This window comes from Sphaerotilus mobilis (assembly GCF_004216565.1).
Lineage (GTDB): Bacteria > Pseudomonadota > Gammaproteobacteria > Burkholderiales > Burkholderiaceae_C > Sphaerotilus > Sphaerotilus mobilis.
Genome location: NZ_SGWV01000007.1, coordinates 58,703 through 79,538, shown reverse-complemented (window position 1 = coordinate 79,538; position 20,836 = coordinate 58,703). Strand labels below are relative to the sequence as shown.

The following is a 20,836-nucleotide window of genomic DNA, read 5'->3' as shown; positions in this document are numbered from 1 at the left end:
CACACACCTCGACACACATAAATGGTGCATCTGGCGCGTGAATAAGTCACGGCGCGCGATGGGGCGCGGTTTTCAGTTCCAGACCCCTGTTTCAAGGGGTGGCGGGTCAGCGTTCCCGCAGGGCGTAGGCGCGGGCCTTCAGGATGGGCTTGAGCAGGTAGGACAGCACCGACTTCTTGCCGGTCAGGATGTCCACCGTCGCCGTCATGCCCGGAATGATCGGCTGATCGGCCCCGAACTCCGGTCGGTTGGTGCGCACCCGGACGAGGTAGTAGGCATTGCCGCGCTCGTCGATCAGCGTGTCGGGGCTGATGTTCTCGACCACCGCCTCCAGCCCGCCATAGATCGAGAAGTCGTAGGCGGTGAACTTCACCGAGGCCGCCTGGCCGGGGTGGATGAAGGCGATGTCCTTGGGCTCGACGCGGGCCTCCAGCACGAGGGTGTCGTCCAGCGGCACGATCTCGACGATGTCCTTGCCCGGCTGCAGCACGCCGCCGACGGTGTTGGCCAGCAGGCGCTGGATGCGTCCGCGCACCGGCGAACGGACCTGGGCCTTGTTGACCTTGTCGGCCAGCGCGACGGCGCCCTGGTTGAGCGCACTCAGCCGGCCCAGCACATCGGACAGTTCGCGCCGGGCCTCGTTGCGGAACTGCAGCTCGGTTTCCTGACGCTTGCGGCGGGCCTCCGAGATGGCGGCCTGCACGCGGGCGATCTGCGAGGCGGCCTGCTCCACGTCGCCGCGGTTGCGGCTGACCTCGCGGTCCAGCCGCAGCACCTCGACCTCGGAGATCGCGCCGGTCGACAACAGCGGCTTGGTCTTCTGCAGTTCCTGGCGCGAGATCGCCAGCGCGCGCTGGGCGGCCGACTGGCGCGCCCGGGCCTCGCCGAACTCCTGCTCGCGCTGGTTGAGCTGCTGTTCGCTGACCGACAGCGTGGCCTGCAGCTCGCTGACGCGGGCGTTGTAGAGGTTGCGCTCCTCGTCGACGATGCGCGCCTCCTCCGTGTTGCCCGGCTGGGGCGCCGGCGGGTTGAAGCTCGCGCCTTCGGCCAGCGCCTTCAGGCGGGCCTGGCGGACCTTCAGCGCGAAGACCTGCGCGGCGCTTTCGCGCACGCCGGAGGTGGCGCGGGTCTCGTCGATGCGCAGCAGCAGCTGGCCTTCTTCGACGTTGTCGCCCTCGCGCACCAGGATCTCCGAGACCACGCCGCCGTCGAGCGACTGCACCACCTGCAGCTGGCGCGAGGGAATGACCTTGCCGTCGCCGCGCGTGACCTCGTCGATCTGGCCGATCGCCGCCCACAGCAGCAGCACCAGCACCGTCAGCGCCACCACGCGCACGATCAGCTGGGCGCGCGCGGTGTCTTCGCGGCTCATCAGGTCCAGCGCCTCGTATTCGTAGTTGAAGCGGTTCTGACGGGCGCGCTGCTCCGCCCCGGGGTCGGGCTGGTCGGCGACGGTGCGGCCGAACAGGTGCTTCATGACCTTGCCGAAGAAGACCTGGGCACGTTCGATGCGGCCGGGGGCCGTGCTGGCTTCGGCCGTGGCCATGCCGACCTGGGTGGCCGGGGCGCTCTCGCTGCGCGGCGCTTCGTCGCGCGCTTGGGGTGGGACGGCGTTCATGCGGCCCTCGTGATGCGGCCCGACTGGAGGGCCTCCAGGATGCGGTCGCGCGGACCGTCGGCGACGATGCGGCCACCGTCGACCACGATGACGCGGTCGACCAATGCCAGCATCGAGGTGCGGTGCGTGACCAGCACGACGGTGCGGCCGATGGCGAAGTCGGCCACTTGGCGGGTGACCTGCGCCTCGGTCGAGAAGTCCATCGCGCTGGTCGGCTCGTCGAGCAGCAGCAGCGGCGCGTTGTGCAGCAGCGCCCGGGCCAGGCCCACGCTCTGACGCTGGCCGCCCGACAGCAGCTCGCCCCGTTCGCCCACCGGCAGGTCGTAGCCGCGCGGATGGCGGTGGATGAACTCGGTCAGGCAGGCGATCTCTGCGGCGGTGGCCACGCTCTGGTCGTCCGCATAGGGCATGCCCAGCGTGATGTTCTCGCGCAGCGTGCCGTAGAACAGCGTGATGTCCTGCGAGACATAGGCCATGTTGCGGCGCACATCGGCCGGGTCGAGCTGGCGCAGGTCGATGCCGTCGAGCAGCACCGCGCCGGAACGTGGCTGGTAGAGCCCGAGCATCAGCTTCTGCAGCGTGCTCTTGCCCGAACCGACCCGGCCGATCAGCGCCACCCGTTCACCGGGCTGGATGCGCAGACTGACGCCGTCGATCACCGCGTCGTCGCGGCCGGGGTAGGCGAAGTGCACGTCGCGCAGCTCGATCTCGCCGCGCAGCTCGCGGCGGTGCAGGAAGTTCAGGCCGGCCTCGCGCTCGATCGGCTGGTCCATCACGCCGTTGAGGGCCTCCAGCGCCGTGCGTGCGCCCTGGTACTGCATCAGCAGGCCGACGATCTGGCCGGCCGGTGCCAGCGCCCGCGAGGCCAGCGTGGTGCAGGCGATCAGGGCGCCCATGGTCAGCTGGCGGTCGTTGATCAAGTAGACGCCGATCACGACGATCAGCAGCGACACCGCCTGCACCAGCGTCGAGGTGCCGTAGCTGGCCCGGTTGGCCAACCCGCGCATGGCGACCTGGGCCTGGGCCAGGAACTGGTTGCCGCGTTCCCAGCGCGCCTGGATGACGCTCTCGGCAGCCTGCGTCTTGAGCGTCTCCAAGCCGGTCAGCGCCTCGACCAGCGTGGCATTGCGCTGGGCGCTGGCCTGGTGGGTCGACTTGGCCAGTCGGTGCAGGCGGCCTTGCAGTGACCAGCCCATGAACAGGATGGCGCCAAAGGCCAGCAGCACCGGCAGGGCCAGCCAGCCGGAGATCCAGCTCATCGCCAGCAGGAACAGCAGCGCGAAGGGCAGGTCGATCAGCGTCGTCACGGTGGAGGCGGCGATGAAGTCGCGCACCTGCTCGTAGCCACGCAGGTTGGCTGCGTAGCTGCCGACAGAGGCGGGGCGGTTCTCCAGCTTCATGCCCAGCACCCGTTCGAGCAGGCTGGCCGACAGCTGCAGGTCGATGCGCGCACCCGCCTCGTCGACGAAGCGGCTGCGCAGCAGGCGCAGGTAGAGATCTGCGCCCAGCACGATCAGCAGGCCGATCGCCAGGGTCCACAGGGTCTCGGTCGCGTGGTTGGGCACCACGCGGTCGTAGACGTTCATCGTGAAGATCGGGAAGGCCAGCGCGAACAGGTTGATCAGCAGCGCGGCCCACAGCACGTCGCGGTAGACGCCGCGCTGGCTGCTGACGGCCGACCAGAACCAGTGACCCTGATCGGCCGGCGGCGGCTGCGCGGTGCGCTCGTCGAAGCGGAAGTGCGGCCGCACGAACAGCACCACGCCGGTGTAGCGCCGCCGCAGCTCGTTGCGGTGCATAACGATGGCGCCCTGGCCGGTCTCGGGCAGCAGCACACGGGCATCGCCGTCGGCGGTCCAGCCCAGCAGCACGCAGGCATTGCCGCCCTTGAGCAACAGGATGGCCGGCAGCGTGGCCGGGTCGATGCGGGTGCGGCGCAGGCGCTGCAGGCGCGTGCTCATGCCGGCGCGGGCAGCGGCTCGATCGGCCAGGGCCAGCGTCAGGCGACCGTCCTCCAGCGGCAGGCCGGCGCTGAGCGCGGCGCGCGACACGTTGACGCCGTGCAGCCGGCAAACCTCGATCAGGCAGTCCAGCAGCGGATCGGGGTGGATCAGGTCCTCGCGCAGCCGGGCGATGACCGGGTCGGACGCCTCGTCACCGCTTGGGTTTGAGGGATCGGAGGCGGGCGAGGGCGCGGCGTCGTTCATGGCAGGGGAGGTGGGGCGGCGCGCGGTCCGGCGTCGTCCGTCAGGAGGCCGAGGTCGGCAGGGCTCAGGTGATGTCGCCGTGGTGCATGCCGAAGTGGCCGCTGCGGCGGTCGGCGAAGTAGTGCTCCAGCGTCACGCGCACGGTGCGGAAGGCCAGCTCGTGCCAGGGCAGGTCGGCTTCGCTGAACAGCGCCACTTCAATGGTCTCGGGGCCCGGGTCGAAGGTGAGGTGCTGCAGCGCGGCCCGGTAGAACAGGTGGACCTGACCGGCCCGCACCACGTTCAACACGGTGTAGAGCGGCAGCATCTCGATGGCCGCGCCGGCCTCCTCGATGGTCTCGCGCAGGGCCCCTTCGGCGGTCGTTTCACCCAGTTCCATGAAGCCGGCAGGCAGGGTCCAGAGGCCGCGCTGGGGCTCGATGTTGCGGCGGCACAGCAGCACCTTGTCTTCCCAGTGCGGCACCGTGCCGACCACGTTGCAGGGGTTCTGGTAGTGCACCTCGTGGCAGGCCGGGCAGACCGCGCGCTCCCGGTTGTCATCGACCGGCACCCGGTAGTCGACCGGCGTGCCGCAGGCTCGGCAGTGCTTGATGCGGGGCGTAGGAGGCATCGATCCAGTGTAGCGGCGAGGGTCTGCGTGGCATGATCCCGCCGCCCTCTGGAAGACCATGCAGCTCTACAACTATCACCGCTCATCGGCCTCGTTCCGGGTCCGCATCGCCCTGGCGCTGAAGGGCCTGCCCTACGACTACCAGCCGGTCCATCTGGTGCGCAACGAGCAGCTCGCGGCGGACTACGCGGCCCGCTCGGCCCAGCGCCTGGTGCCGCTGCTGGTCGACGGTGACCATGCCATCAGCCAGTCGCTGGCCATCATCGAATACCTCGACGAGACCCACCCGGAACCGGCGCTGCTGCCGGCCGATGCGCTCGGACGCGCGCGGGTGCGCTCGCTGGCGCTGGACATCGCCTGCGAGATCCATCCGCTCAACAACCTGCGCGTGCTGCGCTACCTGGTCAAGGACCTGGGCGTCAGCGAGGACGCCAAGAACGCCTGGTACCGCCACTGGGTCGAAGGGGGACTGGAGGTGGTCGAGCGCCGCCTGACCAGCGAGCCGCAGACCGGCCGCCATTGCCACGGCGACACACCCGGCCTGGCCGATTGCCTGCTGGTGCCACAGATCTTCAACGCCCAGCGCTTCGACTGTCGGCTCGATGGCCTCCCCACCGTCATGCGCATCTTTGACGCCTGCATGGCGCTGCCCGCCTTCCAGGCCGCGCAGCCCTCGGCCTGCCCGGACGCGCAGGATTGAAGCCGACGACACCCGCGTCGCCGACGACGCGGCAGGACGATCGCGGCCTCTGGCCGGTCTTCAGCCACCCGCGCATCGGCGCCTTCATGAGCAGCCGAGCAGGCGGCGTCAGCGCGGCGCCTTTTGATGGGCTCAACCTCAAGGTCGAGGTTGGGGACGACCCGGCAGCCGTCACCCTCAACCGCGCACGCCTGCAAGGCTGGATTGGCGCCCGCCCGGTGCGGCTGAACCAGGTCCACGGTGTGCTGGTGCAGGCTCTGGAAGAGCTTGAGGGGCTGGAGGAGTTTGATGCGCCTGACGACGACCGCCCCGTGCCGGTGGCCGACGCATCGGTGTGCGGCCGGCCCGGTCTGGCCTGCGAGGTCCAGGTGGCCGACTGCCTGCCGGTGTTGTTCGCCGACCGCGATGGCCGCGCCGTGGCCGCCGCGCACGCCGGCTGGCGTGGCCTAGCCGGTGGTGTGCTGGACGCGACGCTGGCGGCGCTGCACGCGCGCCATGGTGTCGCGCCGGACCGCGTCGAGGCCTGGCTGGGTCCCTGTATCGGGCCGGCGGCCTTCGAGGTCGGTGCCGACGTGCTGGCTGCTTTCGGTGGCTCGGTCGATGAGCCAGGGGCCTGTTTCAGGCCGCGCCTCGGTCATCCGGGCAAATGGTGGGCCGACCTGCCGCAGCTTGCGCGGCTGCGTCTGGCGCAGGCCGGCGTGTCTGCCGTGGGGGGCAACGACGGCGGCACCGGCTGGTGCACCGTCACCGACGCGTCACGGTTCTTCTCTTACCGTCGCGACCGGACCACCGGCCGCATGGCGGGCCTGGTCTGGCTGCGCGAGCGGGCCTGATGCGGCGTCTGCCGAGCTGCGCGGCGCTGCGGCGTCCTGTTGTTCGGCCTGGCGACGGGCCTTGGCGCGCATCGGCGTGCCCAGCAGGTAGAGCACCAGCGCGACCGGCCCGATGCCGTAGAGCAGCATCGTGAAGAAGGCGCCCAGCACCGTGCCGCCCGGGTGCATGGCCTCGGCCGCAGCCATCATCAGGACGACGTACAACCAGGCGATGGCAACGAGATACATCGAAGTTTCCAGTGGGTTTCTCGGGTGTCGCGGGCGCGACAGCTACAGTTTCATGCAAGGCTCACGACCCATAATCATTTTCACTGTCCAGACCTTCTCGGTCCGGACCAACGGTTTTCCCGACGCATGGCCCGCGCCATGCACCGTGACGCGATGGAGGAGACGATGAGTGCATTCCTCGGGCAAATGCCCGGATTGGGCGGGCCGATGGGCCTCAACCTCGAAGAGAGCCTGAAGCAGGCGTTCTCCATGGCCGGTGCGCCGCAGTTCGGTGAGACCGGCCAGCAGATCGGCGAACTCGGTGCCAGCCTGGGCGAATCGCTCAAGGGCTTCTCGCAGCTGAAGATCGCGCCGGCGGAGCTCAACCGCATCCAGTCCGAGTACATGGCCGCTGCCGGCCAGCTCTGGAACGGCGCGATTTCTGGCTCCTTCCAGGCCATGGCCGGAGACCGTCGTTTCTCCAACGAAGCGTGGAAGAGCAACCCGCTGTCGAGTTTCTCGGCCGCTGTCTACCTGCTCAATGCCCGCACGATGATGCAACTGGCCGAGGCCGTCGACGGCGACGCCAAGACCCGCGCACGGGTTCGCTTCGCGGTCCAGCAGTGGATCGATGCTGCGGCGCCGTCGAACTTCCTGGCGACCAACCCGGAAGCGCAGAAGAAGGCCATCGAAACCAAGGGCGAGAGCATCGCGCTGGGCATGCAGCACCTGCTCGACGACATCCGCCAAGGGCATGTGTCGCAGACCGACGAGAGCCTGTTCGAGGTCGGCCGCAACGTCGCCACGACCGAGGGCTCGGTGGTGTTCGAAAACGAGCTGTTCCAGCTGATCGAATACAAGCCGCTGACCGAGCAGGTGCATGAGCGCCCGATGCTGTTCGTGCCGCCGTGCATCAACAAGTTCTACATCCTTGACCTGCAGCCGGACAACTCGCTGATCCGCTACACCGTCGCGCAAGGCCACCGCGTCTTCGTGGTCAGCTGGCGCAACCCGGACGAGAGCCTCGTCGCCAAGACCTGGGACAACTACATCGAGGATGCCGTCATCAAGGCGATCTCGGTGGTCGGCGAGATCTCCGGCAGCGAGAAGTTCAACATGCTGGGCTTCTGCGTCGGCGGCACGCTGCTGAGCACCGCCCTGGCCGTGCTGGCCGCGCGCGGCCAGCAACCGGCCGCCAGCGTCACGCTGCTGACCACCTTCCTCGACTTCAGCGCCACCGGCGTGCTGGACCTGTTCATCGACGAGGCCATGGTCAAGGTCCGCGAGATGACCATCGGCGAGAAGGCGCCCAAGGGCCCGAAGCTGCTCAAGGGCAAGGAACTGTCGGCCACCTTCAGCTTCCTGCGTCCGAACGACCTGGTCTGGAACTACGTCGTCGGCAACTACCTCAAGGGCGAGACGCCGCCGCCCTTCGACCTGCTGTACTGGAACTCCGACAGCACCAACCTGCCGGGCCCGATGTACTGCTGGTACCTGCGCCACACCTACCTCGAGGACAAGCTCAAGGTGCCGGGTGCGACGACGGTCTGCGGCGAGAAGGTCGACCTGGGCAAGATCGAGGCGCCGTTCTACATCTACGCCTCGCGCGAGGACCACATCGTCCCCTGGGACTCGGCCTACCTCAACACCCAGCTCCTCAAGGGCAAGCTGCGTTTCGTGCTGGGCGCCTCCGGCCACATCGCCGGCGTGATCAACCCGCCGGCCAAGAAGAAGCGCAACTTCTGGACCAACGACAAGCTGCCCAAGACCGCTGACCAGTGGCTCGAAGGCGCCACCGATCAGGCTGGCAGCTGGTGGCCGGATTGGTCCGACTGGCTCAAGGCCCACGGCAGCAAGCTCAAGGCCGCGCCCAAGACGCCGGGCAATCGCAAGTACAAGGCGATCGAGCCGGCACCGGGCCGCTACGTCAAGCAGAAGGTCTGAGGACCTTCGGCAGGAAATTCCGGCGCTGACCGTCGAGCGCCGGACAGGAGACCGGCCTGTCCCCAACATGGGACGGGTCGCAAACGATACGGGGTGAGTACGGACCCGTGAACCGATCTGGCCGCGCGATGATGCGGCCGTCCAAGATCGACTTGCACAGAGGAGCAGAGCAATGGCACAGAAAGTGGCGTATGTGACGGGTGGCATGGGTGGCATTGGTACCGCCATCTGCCAGCGACTGGCGAAGGAAGGCTTCAAGGTCATCGCAGGCTGCGGCCCGAGCCGTGACCACGTGAAGTGGATCGAGGAGCAGCGTGTCCTCGGCTACACCTTCTACGCATCGGCCGGCAACGTCGCCGACTGGGACTCGACCGTCGAAGCCTTCGCCAAGGCCAAGGCCGAACACGGCCCGATCGACGTGCTGGTCAACAACGCCGGCATCACGCGTGACCGCATGTTCCTGAAGATGAGCAAGGAAGACTGGGAAGCCGTCATCAGCACCAACCTGACGTCGATGTTCAACGTCACCAAGCAGGTGGTTGCCGACATGGCCGAGCGTGGCTTCGGTCGCATCATCCAGATCTCGTCGGTCAACGGCGAGAAGGGCCAGGCGGGTCAGACCAACTACTCGGCCGCCAAGGCCGGCATGCACGGCTTCACGATGGCTCTGGCGCAGGAACTCGCGTCCAAGGGCGTCACCGTCAACACCGTGAGCCCGGGCTACATCGGCACCGACATGGTCCGCGCGATCAAGCCGGAAGTGCTCGAGAAGATCGTCGCCACCATCCCGGTCAAGCGCCTGGGCACGCCCGAAGAGATCGCTTCGATCGTCGGCTGGCTGGCTGGCGACGATTCGGGCTTCACGACCGGTGCGGACTTCAGCTGCAACGGCGGCCTGCACATGGGGTGAGTCAGGACCGGAAAGGGTCCTGAGGACCTTTTCCAGCCCGGCGTGGGGCGAGTGGTGGCGTCAGCACCAACGACCTCCCTAAAGAACGGCGCACCTTCCCAGGTGCGCCGTTTGTCCTTTCAGCCCTCGTTGTCCAGCAACTCGCGCGCCGCCGCATCCAGGCTGGTCACGCCGCCATCGGCGAGCAGCAGCGTGCGCGCGCTTGCCAACCCTTCGAAATGCTGACCCAGCGAGCTCATGTAGCCCGGGTCGTAGTGCTGGTGCATCAGGTCGCGGAAGACGGCCGCGGTCTCGCCGGCGCGGGACTGCGCCTGCCATTGCTTGACGCGCTCGCGCCCTCGCAACTCCGCCAGGCCGTCCAGCAAGCGGCAGAAGTTTTCGGGGTCACGATGCAGGTGGTCGTAGTCCTCCAACAGCAGCGCCAGGCGGGCCTCGTCGCTCATCGTGACCAGCACGCAGCGGCCATGGGCGCGCATGCGATGGACCAGGGCCTCGGGCAGCCAGCGCTGGCCGAGCTTCTTGCTTTCGCTCTCGACGTAGACCGGCCGGGCCGGATCGAAGCCGCGCAGCGCCTGCCAGATGCGGCTGTCCAGCATCTTCTGGCTGGGTTGGGTCTCGCCCGGTGGCAGGCCGAGGATCGAGCCGCGGTGGACCGCCAGACCCTCGAGGTCCAGCACCTGGGCGCCTTGACGGGCCAGCGCGTGCAACAAGCGGGTCTTGCCCGAGCCGGTCTTGCCGCACAGGACCCGCCACTGGAAACGCTCGGGCCAGTGATCGAGGTCGTCTCGGATCTGCTGGCGGTAGGCCTTGTAGCCCCCGTCGATCACGCTGGTGCGAAAACCGATGCGGTCGAGGAACCAGGACATCGTCCCGGACCGGTCGCCGCCGCGCCAGCAATAGACCAGCGGTTTCCAGTGTTTGTCGACCGGGGCAACCCACTGGTCGATGTGATCGGCGATGCGCCGGGCCACCAGTGCGGCACCGCGCTTTCGGGCGTCGAAGGCAGAGACCTGCTTATAGAGGGTGCCGACGACGCGGCGCTCCTCGTCGTCCAGCACCGGCCAGTTGATCGCGCCGGGCAGGTGGTCCTCGGCGAACTCGGAAGGGGAGCGCACATCGATGATGGCGCTGTAACGATCCAGCGCCTGCAGGACCTCGGGCGCGGCGACACGTTGAAGACTCATGCCGCGATTGTCGTGCGGCGCGGCGGACGGTGCCTTCAGTCGGCCGACGTGTGGGCCTGCACCAGCAGCGCGGCGTCGCGGGCGGCCTCCCGTGCGATCAAGGCATCCAGTGCATCGCAGACATCGGCCATGCGGCCGCAGATGCGGGTGCGGCCGCCATCGCTCGGGTCAACACGCAGGCGCACGCGGCTGGCGTTGTCCAGGCTGATGCCTTCCAGCACCCGTCCGGCAGCGGACGGCAGTGTCGTGACGACGATGGCCCGGCGGGTGCGGCTGCGGCGCGGTGAGGCATGGGACGCCTGGCCTCGGGCGGCCAGCGGGCCTGGCCCGCGCGGTTCGATGGCGGGCGAGTCAGCCTGCAGCTTGAAGCCGGCGCCGAGTTGAAAGAAATACTGTTGCAGCCAACGTTGCATGACGAACTCCGGTCGGATGGGGGCGGGACGGAAGTCATGCGCTGGGGCTCTCGTGTTGCCACGTTGCATCCTTGCGGGCTGCCGTCTGATTGCTCTTGACGTTGTATCGGCAAAGCCGGAACCACATGCAGGGTTCCCCGTCGACTCCGGGGGGCCCGTACCGGCACGACGTCACGGTGCCTACATCAGCATCGTGTTTCGGATCAAGCCCACGGCCAGGCCCTCGAGCGTGAACTCGGGGCTCTGTTCGTCGACGTGGATGATGTCGAAGTCGGGGTTCTCGGGGATCAGCTCAATGCCCGACTTGCTGCGCTTGAAACGCTTGACCGTCACCTCGTCACCAAGCCGGGCCACGACGATCTGGCCGTTCTTGGCGTCGTTGGCGCGTTGCACCGCGAGCAGGTCGCCGTCGAGGATGCCGGCGTCACGCATGCTCATGCCGCGCACCTTGAGCAGGAAATCCGGCTTTCGGGCGAACAGGTGGGCTTCGACGGTGTAGGTCTGGTCGACGTGTTCCTGGGCCAGGATCGGGTGGCCGGCGGCGACCCGACCGACCAGCGGCAACGTGAGCTGGGCCAGCGCGGCCAGGGGCAGATTGAACTGCTGACCGATGCCCTTCAGGCGTGACTCGTGGATCGAACGCAATGTGTCAGACTGCAGACGGATGCCTCGCGAGGTGCCGCCCAGCAGCTCGATGACGCCCTTGCGGGCCAGTGCCTGCAGGTGTTCCTCGGCGGCGTTGGCGGACCTGAATCCGAGTTCGGCGGCGATCTCGGCCCGGGTGGGCGGCGCACCGGTGCGCTCGATGGTGCTCTGGATCAGGTCGAGCACCTGCTGCTGTCGCGCGGTGAGTTTGGGGCTGTCGTTCACATCGGCCTCGCCGGCAAGACGCCCGACGCCGGCTGACGCGGGGCACTGGCTGTTCATCCAGTACATGTATTTTTATCCAGTTCCATGGCCATGACAAGCAAAGCGATCGAGGGAACCCAGGCGAGCGTTGCCCATGTGCACGAACCGCGTCGTGGCGGCTGTGTGGTGGTGCTCGGAACCGGGGGCACGATCTCCGGCAAGGCGGGCAGTGCGCGCGACAACATCGGCTACAGCGCCGGTCTTGTCCGGGTGGCGGACCTGATCGATGGCGTGCCGGGAATGGACACGCTGTTGGCCGCGGGCCTGAGGCTTGAAGCCGAGCAGATCGCGCAGGTCGACAGCAAGGACATGAGCCACGCGGTCTGGCGCCGGGTGGCTGAACGGGCCGCGTTTCATCTGGCGCGTGACGAGGTCGACGGCATCGTCGTCACCCACGGCACCGACACGCTGGAGGAGACCGCCTATCTGCTGCAGCGCGTGCTGGCACCGAACAAGCCGCTGGTGCTGACCGCTGCGATGCGGCCGGCCAGTTCGTCCGAGGCCGATGGCCCCCACAACTTGCGCCACGCCATTGAGCTGGCCAGCCTGTCCGGCGCGCGCGGTGTGCTGGCGGTGGTCGCTGGCACGGTCTGGTCGGGTTTGGAGGTGCGCAAGGTCCACCCGTACCGCACGGATGCCTTCGGCGCGGGCGATGCGGGCGCGATCGGCTACATCGAGGAAGGACGCCTGCGCCGGCTGCGCGACTGGCCGGCCGGCGAGCCGCTGGGCCTGGCCGTGCTGGCGGCCGAGGTCTGGCCCGAGGTCCAGATCGTCGTCAGCCACGGGGGCGCGGACGGTCGTCTGGTCGACCTGCTGCTGGATGCGGGCGTGCAGGGCATCGTGGTGGCCTGCACCGGCAACGGCACCATCCACGACGACCTGCGGTCCAGCTTGATGCGAGCCAGCCACCACGGCGTGGCGGTGCTGCGGGCCTTGCGCCACGGCGCCGGCGTGATCCTGCCGGGCACGGCCGAGGCCCTGCCCAGCGCCGGTGGCCTGACGCCTGCCCAGGCCCGGGTCGAGCTGCTGCTGCGCCTGCTGGCGGACCGCAGCCGGGCCTGACCGGGCGGTTCGGACGCTCAGACCACGGTGGTCAGCGTCACGTCGATGTTGCCGCGCGTCGCATTCGAGTAGGGGCAGACGATGTGGGCGGCCTGAACCAGTTCGTCAGCTTGGCCCTGGGCCATGCCCGGGATCGAGATCGTCAGCGCGGCCTGGATGCCGAAGCCGGTCGGAATCGGGCCGATGCCGATGTCGGCCTTGATCGACACATCGCCCGGCAGGGCGACCTTCTTCTGGCCGGCGACAAACTTCAGCGCGCCCAGGAAGCAGGCCGAATAGCCGGCGGCGAACAGCTGTTCCGGGTTGGTGCCGGCGCCGTCGTCGCCGCCGAGGCCCTTGGGCACCGACAGCTTGACCGCCAGGCGACCGTCGTCGGAGTTCGAGCTGCCGTCGCGGCCGCCGGTGGAGGTGGCGTGGGCGGTGTAGAGCACTTGCTGGAGGGACATGGCGTTTCCTTCTGTGGACGTGGTGACGTGCCGGGGTCGGCGGTGGGTGTGCCCAAAAGGCGGGCGGGAAAGTCGAAGGCGGGTGTCGGACGACGCGTTCAGCGGTCCTGCAGCGTCTGCCGCAAGGCCTGCAGCCGGCGGGTGAGTGATCCCAGCTCGGCGACGGTGCAGCCCGCGCCTTCCAGGATGCGGGGCGGGATGGCGCGGGCCTGCTCGCGCAGCGCGCGACCGTCGTCGGTCAGGCTCACGTCGACGCGGCGTTCGTCGCTGGCGCTGCGTTCGCGGGCGATGCGGCCTTGTCCCTCCAGGCGCTTGAGCAGCGGCGTCAGCGTCCCGGAATCGAGGTTCAGGCGTTCGCCCAGTTCGCCGACAGAGACGCTGCCGTGTTCCCACAGCACCAGCATGACGAGGTACTGCGGGTAGGTCAGGCCCAGCGTGTCGAGCAGGGGCCGGTAGAGCTTGGTCATCGCCAGCGAGGCGGAATACAGCGCAAAACACAGCTGCTGGTCCAGCCGCAGGCCGTCGTCGGGCAAGGGCAGGTCGGTGGCGAGCGGTGCAGCGGAAGTCATGCGCTGGACTTTAATTGCACACAATCTAATTGTTCAAAATATGGTCTTTCGACCCTGACGCCACCAAGGCCATGCCGCGCCCGCCCGATTCAGAACAAGGTGACCTGACGCGGGCCGCTTGGCAGCACCGCAGCGGGCGCCACGAACGGCCGCACGTCGAGCGTCGGCCATGGGCCGGACAGGCCGGCCGCCGCCGCCAGGTCGCCGAGCGCGAGCGCGTCGGCCAGGCGATCGGTCGGCAACGGGCAGCGCCAGAGCGTGGCCCCCGCTGCGCGCAGTTGCGTGAACAGCGCCAGCCAGGCCGCGCGACGGGCGGGATCGCCGTCCGGGGCCAGCAGGCTGCGGGTGTCGAGGCCATCGGCGGCCAGATCGAGCACCACCCCGACCGGCACACCCGCTGCCGCCAGGCGCGCCAGCGAGTTCAACCACGGGCTGGCGGCGAGTTGGTCGCGCTGGGGTGCGCCGGGTGCGGCTGGTACGACTGGCGCGGCCTTGCGCCCTCGTTTTGCGGCGGCCGGGGCCGCTGGGGCTGTCGCGGGCTCACCGACCAGGCCCAAGGGGCAGACTTCCGGGGTGATGCGCATCAGCACCAGCGCCTGCTGGCGGCTGGCCAGATCGGCCAGCAGGTCGAGGTCGCGCACCACGGCGGGAGATGCGGTCAGCAGGCCGACCGGGTGGCGCGCCTCGGCCAGGATCTCCAGCAGCGCGCGGGTCAGGCGCTGCTCGCGTTCGACGTCCAGGTAGGGATCGGCCAGCGTGCCGAGCTGGATCGGTCGGGCGACCAGGCCGGGTCGGCGCAAGGCCTCGCGCAGACGCTGTGGGGCGTTGACCTTGGCGAGGACGCGCAAGGGGCCCTCCGCCGCGTCCTCGGTCCGGTAGGCATTGGCCACCAGCGGGCAGGGCAGCTCGTGGCGGTCGTTGGCGCGCAGCAGGCTCAGGCAGGTCTCGGGGATGACGACGGCGGGGCGCTCGTCGGTTGCGGCATGGGCGACCGCGGCCTTGGCGACCGTGGCTTCGCCCCGTCGCCGGCTGACCGGCCAGGGCTGTTCGCGCAAGCCAGTCGCTGCGACCGGGTCGTCGAGCCCCTCGGCGCGTCGCGGGCGACCCCGTCGGCGGCTGGCCGGTGTGTGGGCTTCAAGCGGGTCGAACAGCGTGAGCGTCGGTCCGTGGACCGGCTCAAGAACGGGGGCGGCGGTTTCTGGCTGGACGGCGTCTGGCAGCACCGCGTCTGGCAACACTGCGTCGGGCAGCACCGCCTTGGGCAGTCGACGTTGCGGGGCGACGCGGCCGGGGGCGCGCTGGACACGGCGTGGGGAGGCACGGCTCATGGGCCGTCAGTCTGCCACAAAAGACTGTATGAACATCCAGTCTTTTGTGGCCAATCCGTCGCTGGATCGATCTGTCGCCTCAGGCCCGGTCGATCGCCTCCAGCGCCTCGCCCAGCTCCAGCCAGCGCAGCTCCAGCGCCTCGATCTCGTCGGCCAGCGCCTTGACGCGGCGACCCTGCTCGGCCCGGTCGGCGGGGCTGAGCGTGGTGTTGCCCAGGCCGGCCAGCAGGGCGTCGTGTTCGGCCTGCGCCTTGGCCATGCGGGCCTCGACGGCGGTCTGTTCCTTCTTGATCGGGCGGACCTGTTCGGCGCGCTTCTGGCGCGCCTCGTTGGCCGCCTTGCGGTCCTCGCGGCTGGCGGCAGGTGCGGGGGCGGCGGCCACCGGCTTGCTGGCGGCGGCCGGCGGCGCGACGTTGGCCGACTTGCCCTCGTTTTGCGCCTGACGCGCGGCGCGCTGGGTCTCGCGGCTCTGTTCGAGCAGCCACTTCTGGTAGTCGTCCAGGTCGCCGTCGAACGGTTCGACCTTGCCGTGTGCGACCAGCCAGAACTCGTCGCAGACCTCGCGCAGCAGCGCGCGGTCGTGGCTGACCAGCATGACCGAGCCTTCGTACTCGTTGAGCGCCAGGCTGAGGGCCTCGCGCGTCGTCAGGTCGAGGTGGTTGGTCGGCTCGTCCAGCAGCAGCAGGTTGGGGCGCTGCCAGACCAGCATGGCCAGCACCAGCCGCGCCTTCTCGCCACCCGAGAGGCTGCCCACGGCCTGCACGACCATGTCGCCGACGAAGCGGAAGCGGCCGAGGAAGTCGCGCAGTTCCTGCTCGCGGGCCTGCGGGCTGACCTCGCGGGCCAGACGGACCATGTGCTGAAGCGGGCCTTCATCCGGCCGCAGCACGTCCATTTCCTGCTGGGCGAAGTAGCCGATCGCCAGGCCCTTGCCCTCCTGCACGTGGCCGTCGAGCATGGGCAGCGCACGCGCCAGCGTCTTGACCAGCGTCGACTTGCCCTGGCCGTTGGCGCCGAGGATGCCGATGCGCTGTCCCGGCAACACGCTCTTGTTGATGCGGTGGACGATGGGCGTGTCGGGCGCGCCGTCGACGCCGCGGTAGCCGACCTGCAGGTCGCTCATCACCAGCATCGGGTTGGGCAGGCTGGCCGGCTCGCGGAACTCGAATTCGAAGTCGGCGCTGGTGAGGATGGGCGCGAGCTTCTCCATCCGGGCCAGGGCCTTGACGCGGCTCTGCGCCTGCTTGGCCTTGCTGGCCTTGGCCTTGAAGCGGTCGATGAAGCGCTGCAGCTGCGCCACCTTCTCCTGCTGGCGGCTGACGGCCGATTGCAGCTGTTCCATGCGCTCGGCGCGCATGACCTCGAAGCTGCTGTAGTTGCCGCCGTAGCGGGTCAGCTTGCGCTCCTCCAGATGCAGCGTCACGCGGGTGATCGCGTCGAGGAACTCGCGGTCGTGGCTGATGACCAGCATCGTGCCTTCATAGCGCTGCAGCCACGCTTCCAGCCAGACCAGCGCGTCAAGGTCCAGGTGGTTGGTCGGCTCGTCGAGCAGCAGCAGGTCGCTCGGGCACATCAGCGCGCGGGCCAGCTGCAAGCGCATGCGCCAGCCGCCGGAGAAGCTGTTCACCGGCGCGTCGACCTGGGCCATCGTGAAGCCCAGGCCCAGCAGCAGTGCCTGGGCGCGCGCCGGGGCGTCGAAGTCGCCGGCCTCGGCCAGCGCGACGTGGGCGTCGCCGATCGCATGGCCGTCATCGGCGGCTTCGGCCGCTTCCAGGGCGGCGCGGGCGGCCATCAGCGGCGTGTCGCCTTCGAGCACGAAGGCGGTCGCGGGCATGTCGGTCTCGGGCATGTTCTGCGCGACCTCGGCCAGGCGCCAGCGTGGCGGCATCTCGACGTCGCCGGCATCGGACTGCAGCCGGTCGGTCAGCAGCGCGAACAGGCTGGACTTGCCCGCGCCGTTGCGCCCGACCAGGCTGGCCTTTTCGCCCGGTTGCAGCGTGAAGCCGGTGCTCTCGAGCACGACCTTGGTGCCGCGTCGCAGCGTGATGTTCTTGAGTTGAAGCATGGGGACCGGGAAGGAAGGGAAGGTCGTGCGCTCAGCGGGCCTGGGCCACAGCGCGGCCCAGTTCGAGCACGGCGCTGGCGTAGTAGGCCGACCAGTTGTAGCGGGTCAGGACCCAGAAGTTCTGGGTGCCGGCGACGTAGGTGGGTTCGGCGCTGTCACCGTTTTCGAGCCGCACCAGCGCGAGCGGGCCGTCGTGGTTGATCGCGGCCTCGTCGAGCGCCGCGCCGAGCTGCGCCATCACGATCGGCGCGAAGCTGGGCTTGATGTCGGGCGCCAGCAGCGTGGCCAGCGCATCTGCCTGGCTGGGCGGCGTGACGCTGTAGGTGCTGGGCAGGCCGGTCTGCCAGCCATGGGCGGCCAGGAAGTTGGCGACGCTGCCGATCGCGTCGACCGGGCTGGTGTGCAGCGCGATGCGGCCATCGCCGTCGAAGTCGACCGCGTGGCGCAGCCAGGAACTGGGCATGAACTGCGGCCAGCCCAATGCACCGGCATAGCTGCCGCGCAGCGTGTCGAGCTCAATGCCGTCGCGCATCGCGAGTTCGAGCAGGGCGGCCAGTTCGCTGCGGAAAAAGGCGCTGCGGTCGCTGCGGCCGGCGGGGAAGTCGAAGGCCAGCGTGGCCAGTGCGTCGACCGTCTTCAGCCGGCCGGTGTGGCGACCGTAGAGCGTCTCCACGCCGATGATGCCGACGATGACCTCGGCCGGCACGCCCCAGCGGGCCTCGGCGCCAGCCAGCGCTTGGGCGTGTTCGCGCCAGAAGGCGACCCCGGCGGCGATGCGGCGGGGCTCGACGAAGCGGTCACGGTAGACGGCCCAGTTCTTGGCCGTGCCGACCGGCGGCGGCATGATCAGTTGGGTGACCTGCGGGATGTGGCGAGCGCCGCCGATGGTGCGGGCGACCCATTCGGCCGGCCATTCCGGGTGGGCCGCCTGCTGCTCGCGGATCCATGACTGCACGTCTTCGCGCAGGCCGTAGGGCGGCGTGTCGACAACGGCGACGCGGGCGGGCTTGCGGGCCTTGGCGCGGGACGTCTCAGCGGCGTCGGCCGGCTGTGGCAGCAGGGCGCTCAGGCCCAGGAGCAGGGCCAGCGCCCAGGCGGGCTTGGACGCGGCAGGGAAGACGGACATCGGCAGGAACGGCAGGGTGGGGCGCGTGCCGGGAACCGACAACGCAAACGGCGCGGCAGTGTACGTGGCAGGCGCCTGGCCAGCGGCTGGCAAGCCACGGGACCGATGCCTTCGGTAGAGTCGACGCTTTCGCTCCAGGAGCCACCGTTGAACCCCGCACCGCCACCCTTCGTGACCACGCCCGGCATCTACGACCAGGACCTGCCGCGCAACGCCGCCAACCATGTGCCGCTGAGCCCCGTCAGCTTCATCGAGCGCAGCGCCGAGGTCTACCGCGACCGCACAGCCGTGATCCACGGGGCGCGGCGCTACACCTGGGGCCAGGTGCGAGAGCGCAGCGCCCGGCTGGCGGCAGCGCTGCGTGCCCTGGGCGTCGGCAAGGGATGCACCGTCAGCGCCATGCTGCCCAACACGCCGGAGATGGTCGAGGCCCACTACGCCGTGCCCGCCCTGGGCGCTGTGCTCAACACGCTCAACACCCGTCTGGACGCGCCCTTGCTCGCATGGCAGATGAACCACTGCGAGGCGATGGTGCTGATCACCGACAGCGAGTTCGCCCCTCTGATGGACAAGACGCTGGCGCTGCTCAAGGCCACGCATGGCCGCGAGATCGTCGTCATCGACGTCTGTGACAGCGAGTCCACCACGCCGCACGAACGCCTGGGTGCGCACGAGTACGAATCGCTGCTGGCCGGCCACGCCCCGCTGGACCGTCTGGAAGGGCCGGCCGACGAGTGGGACGCCATCGCGGTCAGCTACACCAGCGGCACCACCGGCGACCCGAAGGGCGTGGTCACGCACCACCGCGGCGCCTACCTGAATGCGGTCAGCAACAGCGTGACCTGGACCATGCCGCACTTCCCGGTCTATCTGTGGACGTTGCCGATGTTCCATTGCAACGGCTGGTGCTTCCCGTGGACCGTGGCGCTGCTGGGCGGCACCCACGTTTGCCTGCGCAAGGTCGACGCCAGCGCGATCCTTGCCGCGATGCGCGAGCACGCCGTCGACCACTACTGCGCCGCACCCATCGTGCACAGCCTGCTGATCAACGCGCCTGCCGAGCAACGCGCGGGGCTGGGCCGGGTGCGCGGCCTGGTGGCCGGTGCCGCGCCGCCGGCCGCGATGATCGAGGGCATGGCCCGGCTCGGCTTTGACATCACCCATGTCTACGGCCTGACCGAGGTCTACGGCCCGGCCGCCGTCGCGGTCAAGGCGCCTGAATGGGCTCAGGCCGACCTGTCCGAGCAGACCCGTCTGAACGGCCGTCAGGGCGTGCGCTATGAACTGCAAGAAGGCATGGCGGTGTTCGACCCGGAGACGCTGTCCGAGCTGCCGGCCGACGGCACGACCATGGGCGAGATCATGTTCCGCGGCAACATCGTCATGAAGGGCTACCTGAAGAACCCCAAGGCGACGCTGCAGGCCTTCGAGGGCGGCTGGTTCCACACCGGCGACCTGGCGGTGATGGAGCCCGACCGCTACGTCAAGATCAAGGACCGCAGCAAGGACATCATCATCTCCGGCGGCGAGAACATCAGCTCCATCGAGGTCGAGGACGCCCTCTACCGCCACCCCGCCGTGATGGCCGCTGCGGTGGTCGCCAAGCCCGATCCCAAGTGGGGCGAGACGCCACTGGCCTTCGTCGAGCTGGCACCGGGTGCGCTGGTCGATGCGGCCACGCTGATCGCCCATTGCAAGACCCTGCTGGCGGGCTACAAGGTGCCGCGCGAGATCCGCTTCGAGGCCATCCCGAAGACGTCGACCGGCAAGATCCAGAAGTTCCAGCTGCGCGAGCGGGCGCGGTCGAACGCAGCGATCGAGTGACTCGCCGACTCGCCGACTCGCCAATTCGCCAACTCGCCGCCCCACTGACCCACCGATTCGGTCCCCCAGGAAATAGCCATGCTGACCCTCGACGACCCCCTGCTGCTGCGCCACCTCGACGACCGTGGCGTGCTGACGCTGACGCTCAACCGGCCGCAGGCCTTCAATGCGTTGAGCGAGGCCATGCTGGCGGCGCTGCAGGCCGAGCTGGATGCCATCGCCCGCGATGAGCGGGTGCGGGTGCTCGTGCTGGCAGCGCAAGGCAAGGCCTTCTGTGCCGGGCATGACCTGAAGGAGATGCGTGCCGAGCCTTCGCTGGCGTACTACCAGCAGCTGTTCGCGCGCTGCACCAAGGTCATGTTGGCGATCCAGTCGCTGCCGGTGCCGGTGATCGCGCGGGTCCAGGGCATCGCCACGGCGGCGGGCTGTCAACTGGTTGCGCAGTGCGATCTGGCCGTGGCCGCCGACACCGCGCGCTTCGCGGTCAGTGGCGTCAACCTGGGCCTGTTCTGCGCCACGCCCAGCGTCGCGCTGGGACGCAACGTCGGGCGCAAGCAGGCGTTCGAGATGCTGGTCACCGGCGACTTCATCGGTGCCGAAGAGGCGCGTGAACAAGGCCTCGTCAACCGGGTCGTGCCGATGGAGGCGCTGGACGCCGAGGTCGAACGGCTGGTCGCGCGCATCGTCGCCAAGCCGCGCGTCGCACTGGCGATGGGCAAGGACCAGTTCTACCGCCAGCTGGAAATGGGCATCGCCAGCGCCTACCAGCTGGCTGGCCAGGCGATGGCCTGCAACATGATGGATGCGGCGGCGCTCGAAGGCGTGCAGGCCTTCATCGACAAGCGCGCGCCGAAGTGGTGAACGGCCCGGCGTGCCCGGGT

Annotated in this window: 19 protein-coding genes; 7 read left to right on the top strand and 12 right to left on the bottom strand. The window is 69.1% G+C overall.

All coding sequences use genetic code 11. The features are described from left to right. Positions 1–106: 106 nt before the first annotated feature. The 3 genes from EV685_RS00625 to EV685_RS00615 form a co-directional block, all read right to left on the bottom strand. A complete protein-coding gene (locus tag EV685_RS00625) occupies positions 107–1,618 on the bottom strand; it encodes an HlyD family type I secretion periplasmic adaptor subunit (RefSeq protein ID WP_242615349.1) in 1,512 nt (503 codons plus the stop codon). Beyond that, positions 1,615–3,825, bottom strand: a complete 2,211-nt coding sequence (locus EV685_RS00620; RefSeq protein WP_130480069.1) for a type I secretion system permease/ATPase — start codon at positions 3,823–3,825, stop codon at positions 1,615–1,617. The genes EV685_RS00625 and EV685_RS00620 overlap by 4 nt, the downstream gene beginning before the upstream one ends. 64 nt (positions 3,826–3,889) lie before the next feature. Then, the gene (locus EV685_RS00615; protein WP_130480068.1) at positions 3,890–4,435 is read right to left on the bottom strand and encodes an NUDIX hydrolase; all 546 of its coding nucleotides are present in this window, start codon (positions 4,433–4,435) and stop codon (positions 3,890–3,892) included. 58 nt (positions 4,436–4,493) lie between these two features. Here EV685_RS00615 and maiA point away from each other — a divergent pair, with 58 nt between their 5' ends. Both maiA and pgeF read left to right on the top strand, forming a co-directional pair. Beyond that, the gene (gene maiA / locus EV685_RS00610) at positions 4,494–5,135 is read left to right on the top strand and encodes a maleylacetoacetate isomerase (RefSeq protein WP_130480067.1); all 642 of its coding nucleotides are present in this window, start codon (positions 4,494–4,496) and stop codon (positions 5,133–5,135) included. An 86-nt stretch (positions 5,136–5,221) separates the two neighbouring features. Next, entirely contained in the window at positions 5,222–5,968 is a 747-nt protein-coding gene (pgeF, locus tag EV685_RS00605; protein ID WP_130480066.1) for a peptidoglycan editing factor PgeF, read from the top strand. Here the strand turns inward: pgeF and EV685_RS00600 are convergent. Next, entirely contained in the window at positions 5,891–6,196 is a 306-nt protein-coding gene (locus tag EV685_RS00600; protein WP_130480065.1) for a hypothetical protein, read from the bottom strand. The two genes, pgeF and EV685_RS00600, sit on opposite strands and share 78 nt — an antisense overlap. A 165-nt stretch (positions 6,197–6,361) precedes the next feature. On the opposite strand from EV685_RS00600, the gene phaC reads away from it, so the two are divergent. Next, positions 6,362–8,119 carry a class I poly(R)-hydroxyalkanoic acid synthase gene (phaC, locus tag EV685_RS00595; RefSeq protein ID WP_130480064.1) on the top strand — a complete coding sequence of 586 codons (1,758 nt, stop codon included), beginning with the start codon at positions 6,362–6,364 and terminating at the stop codon, positions 8,117–8,119. Between the two features lie 172 nt (positions 8,120–8,291). Continuing rightward, on the top strand, positions 8,292–9,029 hold the full coding sequence (gene phbB / locus EV685_RS00590) for an acetoacetyl-CoA reductase (RefSeq protein WP_130480063.1): 738 nt from the start codon (positions 8,292–8,294) through the stop codon (positions 9,027–9,029). A 119-nt stretch (positions 9,030–9,148) separates the two neighbouring features. Here phbB and mnmH read toward each other — a convergent pair whose 3' ends face one another. The 3 genes from mnmH to lexA form a co-directional block, all read right to left on the bottom strand. Continuing rightward, positions 9,149–10,213: a tRNA 2-selenouridine(34) synthase MnmH gene (gene mnmH, locus EV685_RS00585; RefSeq protein ID WP_130480062.1), complete on the bottom strand. Its 1,065-nt coding sequence runs from the start codon at positions 10,211–10,213 to the stop codon at positions 9,149–9,151. Positions 10,214–10,248: 35 nt separating this feature from the next. Next, positions 10,249–10,626 (bottom strand): hypothetical protein, encoded by a 378-nt coding sequence (locus tag EV685_RS00580; RefSeq protein ID WP_130480061.1) that lies wholly within the window; start codon positions 10,624–10,626, stop codon positions 10,249–10,251. 180 nt (positions 10,627–10,806) lie between these two features. Then, positions 10,807–11,496 carry a transcriptional repressor LexA gene (gene lexA / locus EV685_RS00575; protein ID WP_130480902.1) on the bottom strand — a complete coding sequence of 230 codons (690 nt, stop codon included), beginning with the start codon at positions 11,494–11,496 and terminating at the stop codon, positions 10,807–10,809. Between the two features lie 90 nt (positions 11,497–11,586). On the opposite strand from lexA, the gene EV685_RS00570 reads away from it, so the two are divergent. After that, entirely contained in the window at positions 11,587–12,597 is a 1,011-nt protein-coding gene (locus EV685_RS00570) for an asparaginase (protein ID WP_130480060.1), read from the top strand. A gap of 17 nt (positions 12,598–12,614) precedes the next feature. On the opposite strand, the gene EV685_RS00565 is transcribed toward EV685_RS00570, so the two are convergent. The 5 genes from EV685_RS00565 to mltB all read right to left on the bottom strand — a co-directional run bounded on the left by EV685_RS00565 (position 12,615) and on the right by mltB (position 18,131). Beyond that, positions 12,615–13,043: an organic hydroperoxide resistance protein gene (locus EV685_RS00565; RefSeq protein WP_130480059.1), complete on the bottom strand. Its 429-nt coding sequence runs from the start codon at positions 13,041–13,043 to the stop codon at positions 12,615–12,617. 98 nt (positions 13,044–13,141) lie between these two features. After that, a complete protein-coding gene (locus EV685_RS00560; RefSeq protein ID WP_130480058.1) occupies positions 13,142–13,612 on the bottom strand; it encodes a MarR family winged helix-turn-helix transcriptional regulator in 471 nt (156 codons plus the stop codon). An 89-nt stretch (positions 13,613–13,701) separates the two neighbouring features. Then, on the bottom strand, positions 13,702–14,940 hold the full coding sequence (locus tag EV685_RS00555) for a radical SAM family protein (RefSeq protein WP_130480057.1): 1,239 nt from the start codon (positions 14,938–14,940) through the stop codon (positions 13,702–13,704). Between the two features lie 79 nt (positions 14,941–15,019). Beyond that, a complete protein-coding gene (locus EV685_RS00550) occupies positions 15,020–17,005 on the bottom strand; it encodes an ABC-F family ATP-binding cassette domain-containing protein (RefSeq protein ID WP_130480056.1) in 1,986 nt (661 codons plus the stop codon). Positions 17,006–17,036: 31 nt separating this feature from the next. Then, positions 17,037–18,131, bottom strand: a complete 1,095-nt coding sequence (mltB, locus tag EV685_RS00545; protein WP_130480055.1) for a lytic murein transglycosylase B — start codon at positions 18,129–18,131, stop codon at positions 17,037–17,039. A gap of 147 nt (positions 18,132–18,278) precedes the next feature. Between mltB and EV685_RS00540 the strand changes: the two genes are divergently transcribed. Further along, a complete protein-coding gene (locus tag EV685_RS00540; RefSeq protein WP_242615348.1) occupies positions 18,279–19,955 on the top strand; it encodes an acyl-CoA synthetase in 1,677 nt (558 codons plus the stop codon). Between the two features lie 78 nt (positions 19,956–20,033). After that, a complete protein-coding gene (locus EV685_RS00535) occupies positions 20,034–20,816 on the top strand; it encodes an enoyl-CoA hydratase (protein WP_130480053.1) in 783 nt (260 codons plus the stop codon). Positions 20,817–20,836: the final 20 nt, after the last annotated feature.

Bases quoted from the DNA above. Each gene is read 5' to 3' on its own strand.
- EV685_RS00570 (WP_130480060.1), top strand. From the start codon at position 11,587: ATGACAAGCAAAGCGATCGAGGGAACCCAGGCGAGCGTTGCCCATGTG.
- EV685_RS00555 (WP_130480057.1), bottom strand. From the start codon at position 14,940: ATGAGCCGTGCCTCCCCACGCCGTGTCCAGCGCGCCCCCGGCCGCGTC.
- phaC (WP_130480064.1), top strand. From the start codon at position 6,362: ATGAGTGCATTCCTCGGGCAAATGCCCGGATTGGGCGGGCCGATGGGC.
- mnmH (WP_130480062.1), bottom strand. From the start codon at position 10,213: ATGAGTCTTCAACGTGTCGCCGCGCCCGAGGTCCTGCAGGCGCTGGAT.
- EV685_RS00535 (WP_130480053.1), top strand. From the start codon at position 20,034: ATGCTGACCCTCGACGACCCCCTGCTGCTGCGCCACCTCGACGACCGT.
- EV685_RS00565 (WP_130480059.1), bottom strand. From the start codon at position 13,043: ATGTCCCTCCAGCAAGTGCTCTACACCGCCCACGCCACCTCCACCGGC.
- pgeF (WP_130480066.1), top strand. From the start codon at position 5,222: ATGAGCAGCCGAGCAGGCGGCGTCAGCGCGGCGCCTTTTGATGGGCTC.
- EV685_RS00625 (WP_242615349.1), bottom strand. From the start codon at position 1,618: ATGAACGCCGTCCCACCCCAAGCGCGCGACGAAGCGCCGCGCAGCGAG.
- maiA (WP_130480067.1), top strand. From the start codon at position 4,494: ATGCAGCTCTACAACTATCACCGCTCATCGGCCTCGTTCCGGGTCCGC.
- EV685_RS00615 (WP_130480068.1), bottom strand. From the start codon at position 4,435: ATGCCTCCTACGCCCCGCATCAAGCACTGCCGAGCCTGCGGCACGCCG.
- EV685_RS00550 (WP_130480056.1), bottom strand. From the start codon at position 17,005: ATGCTTCAACTCAAGAACATCACGCTGCGACGCGGCACCAAGGTCGTG.
- EV685_RS00560 (WP_130480058.1), bottom strand. From the start codon at position 13,612: ATGACTTCCGCTGCACCGCTCGCCACCGACCTGCCCTTGCCCGACGAC.
- EV685_RS00620 (WP_130480069.1), bottom strand. From the start codon at position 3,825: ATGAACGACGCCGCGCCCTCGCCCGCCTCCGATCCCTCAAACCCAAGC.
- mltB (WP_130480055.1), bottom strand. From the start codon at position 18,131: ATGTCCGTCTTCCCTGCCGCGTCCAAGCCCGCCTGGGCGCTGGCCCTG.
- EV685_RS00580 (WP_130480061.1), bottom strand. From the start codon at position 10,626: ATGCAACGTTGGCTGCAACAGTATTTCTTTCAACTCGGCGCCGGCTTC.
- phbB (WP_130480063.1), top strand. From the start codon at position 8,292: ATGGCACAGAAAGTGGCGTATGTGACGGGTGGCATGGGTGGCATTGGT.
- EV685_RS00600 (WP_130480065.1), bottom strand. From the start codon at position 6,196: ATGTATCTCGTTGCCATCGCCTGGTTGTACGTCGTCCTGATGATGGCT.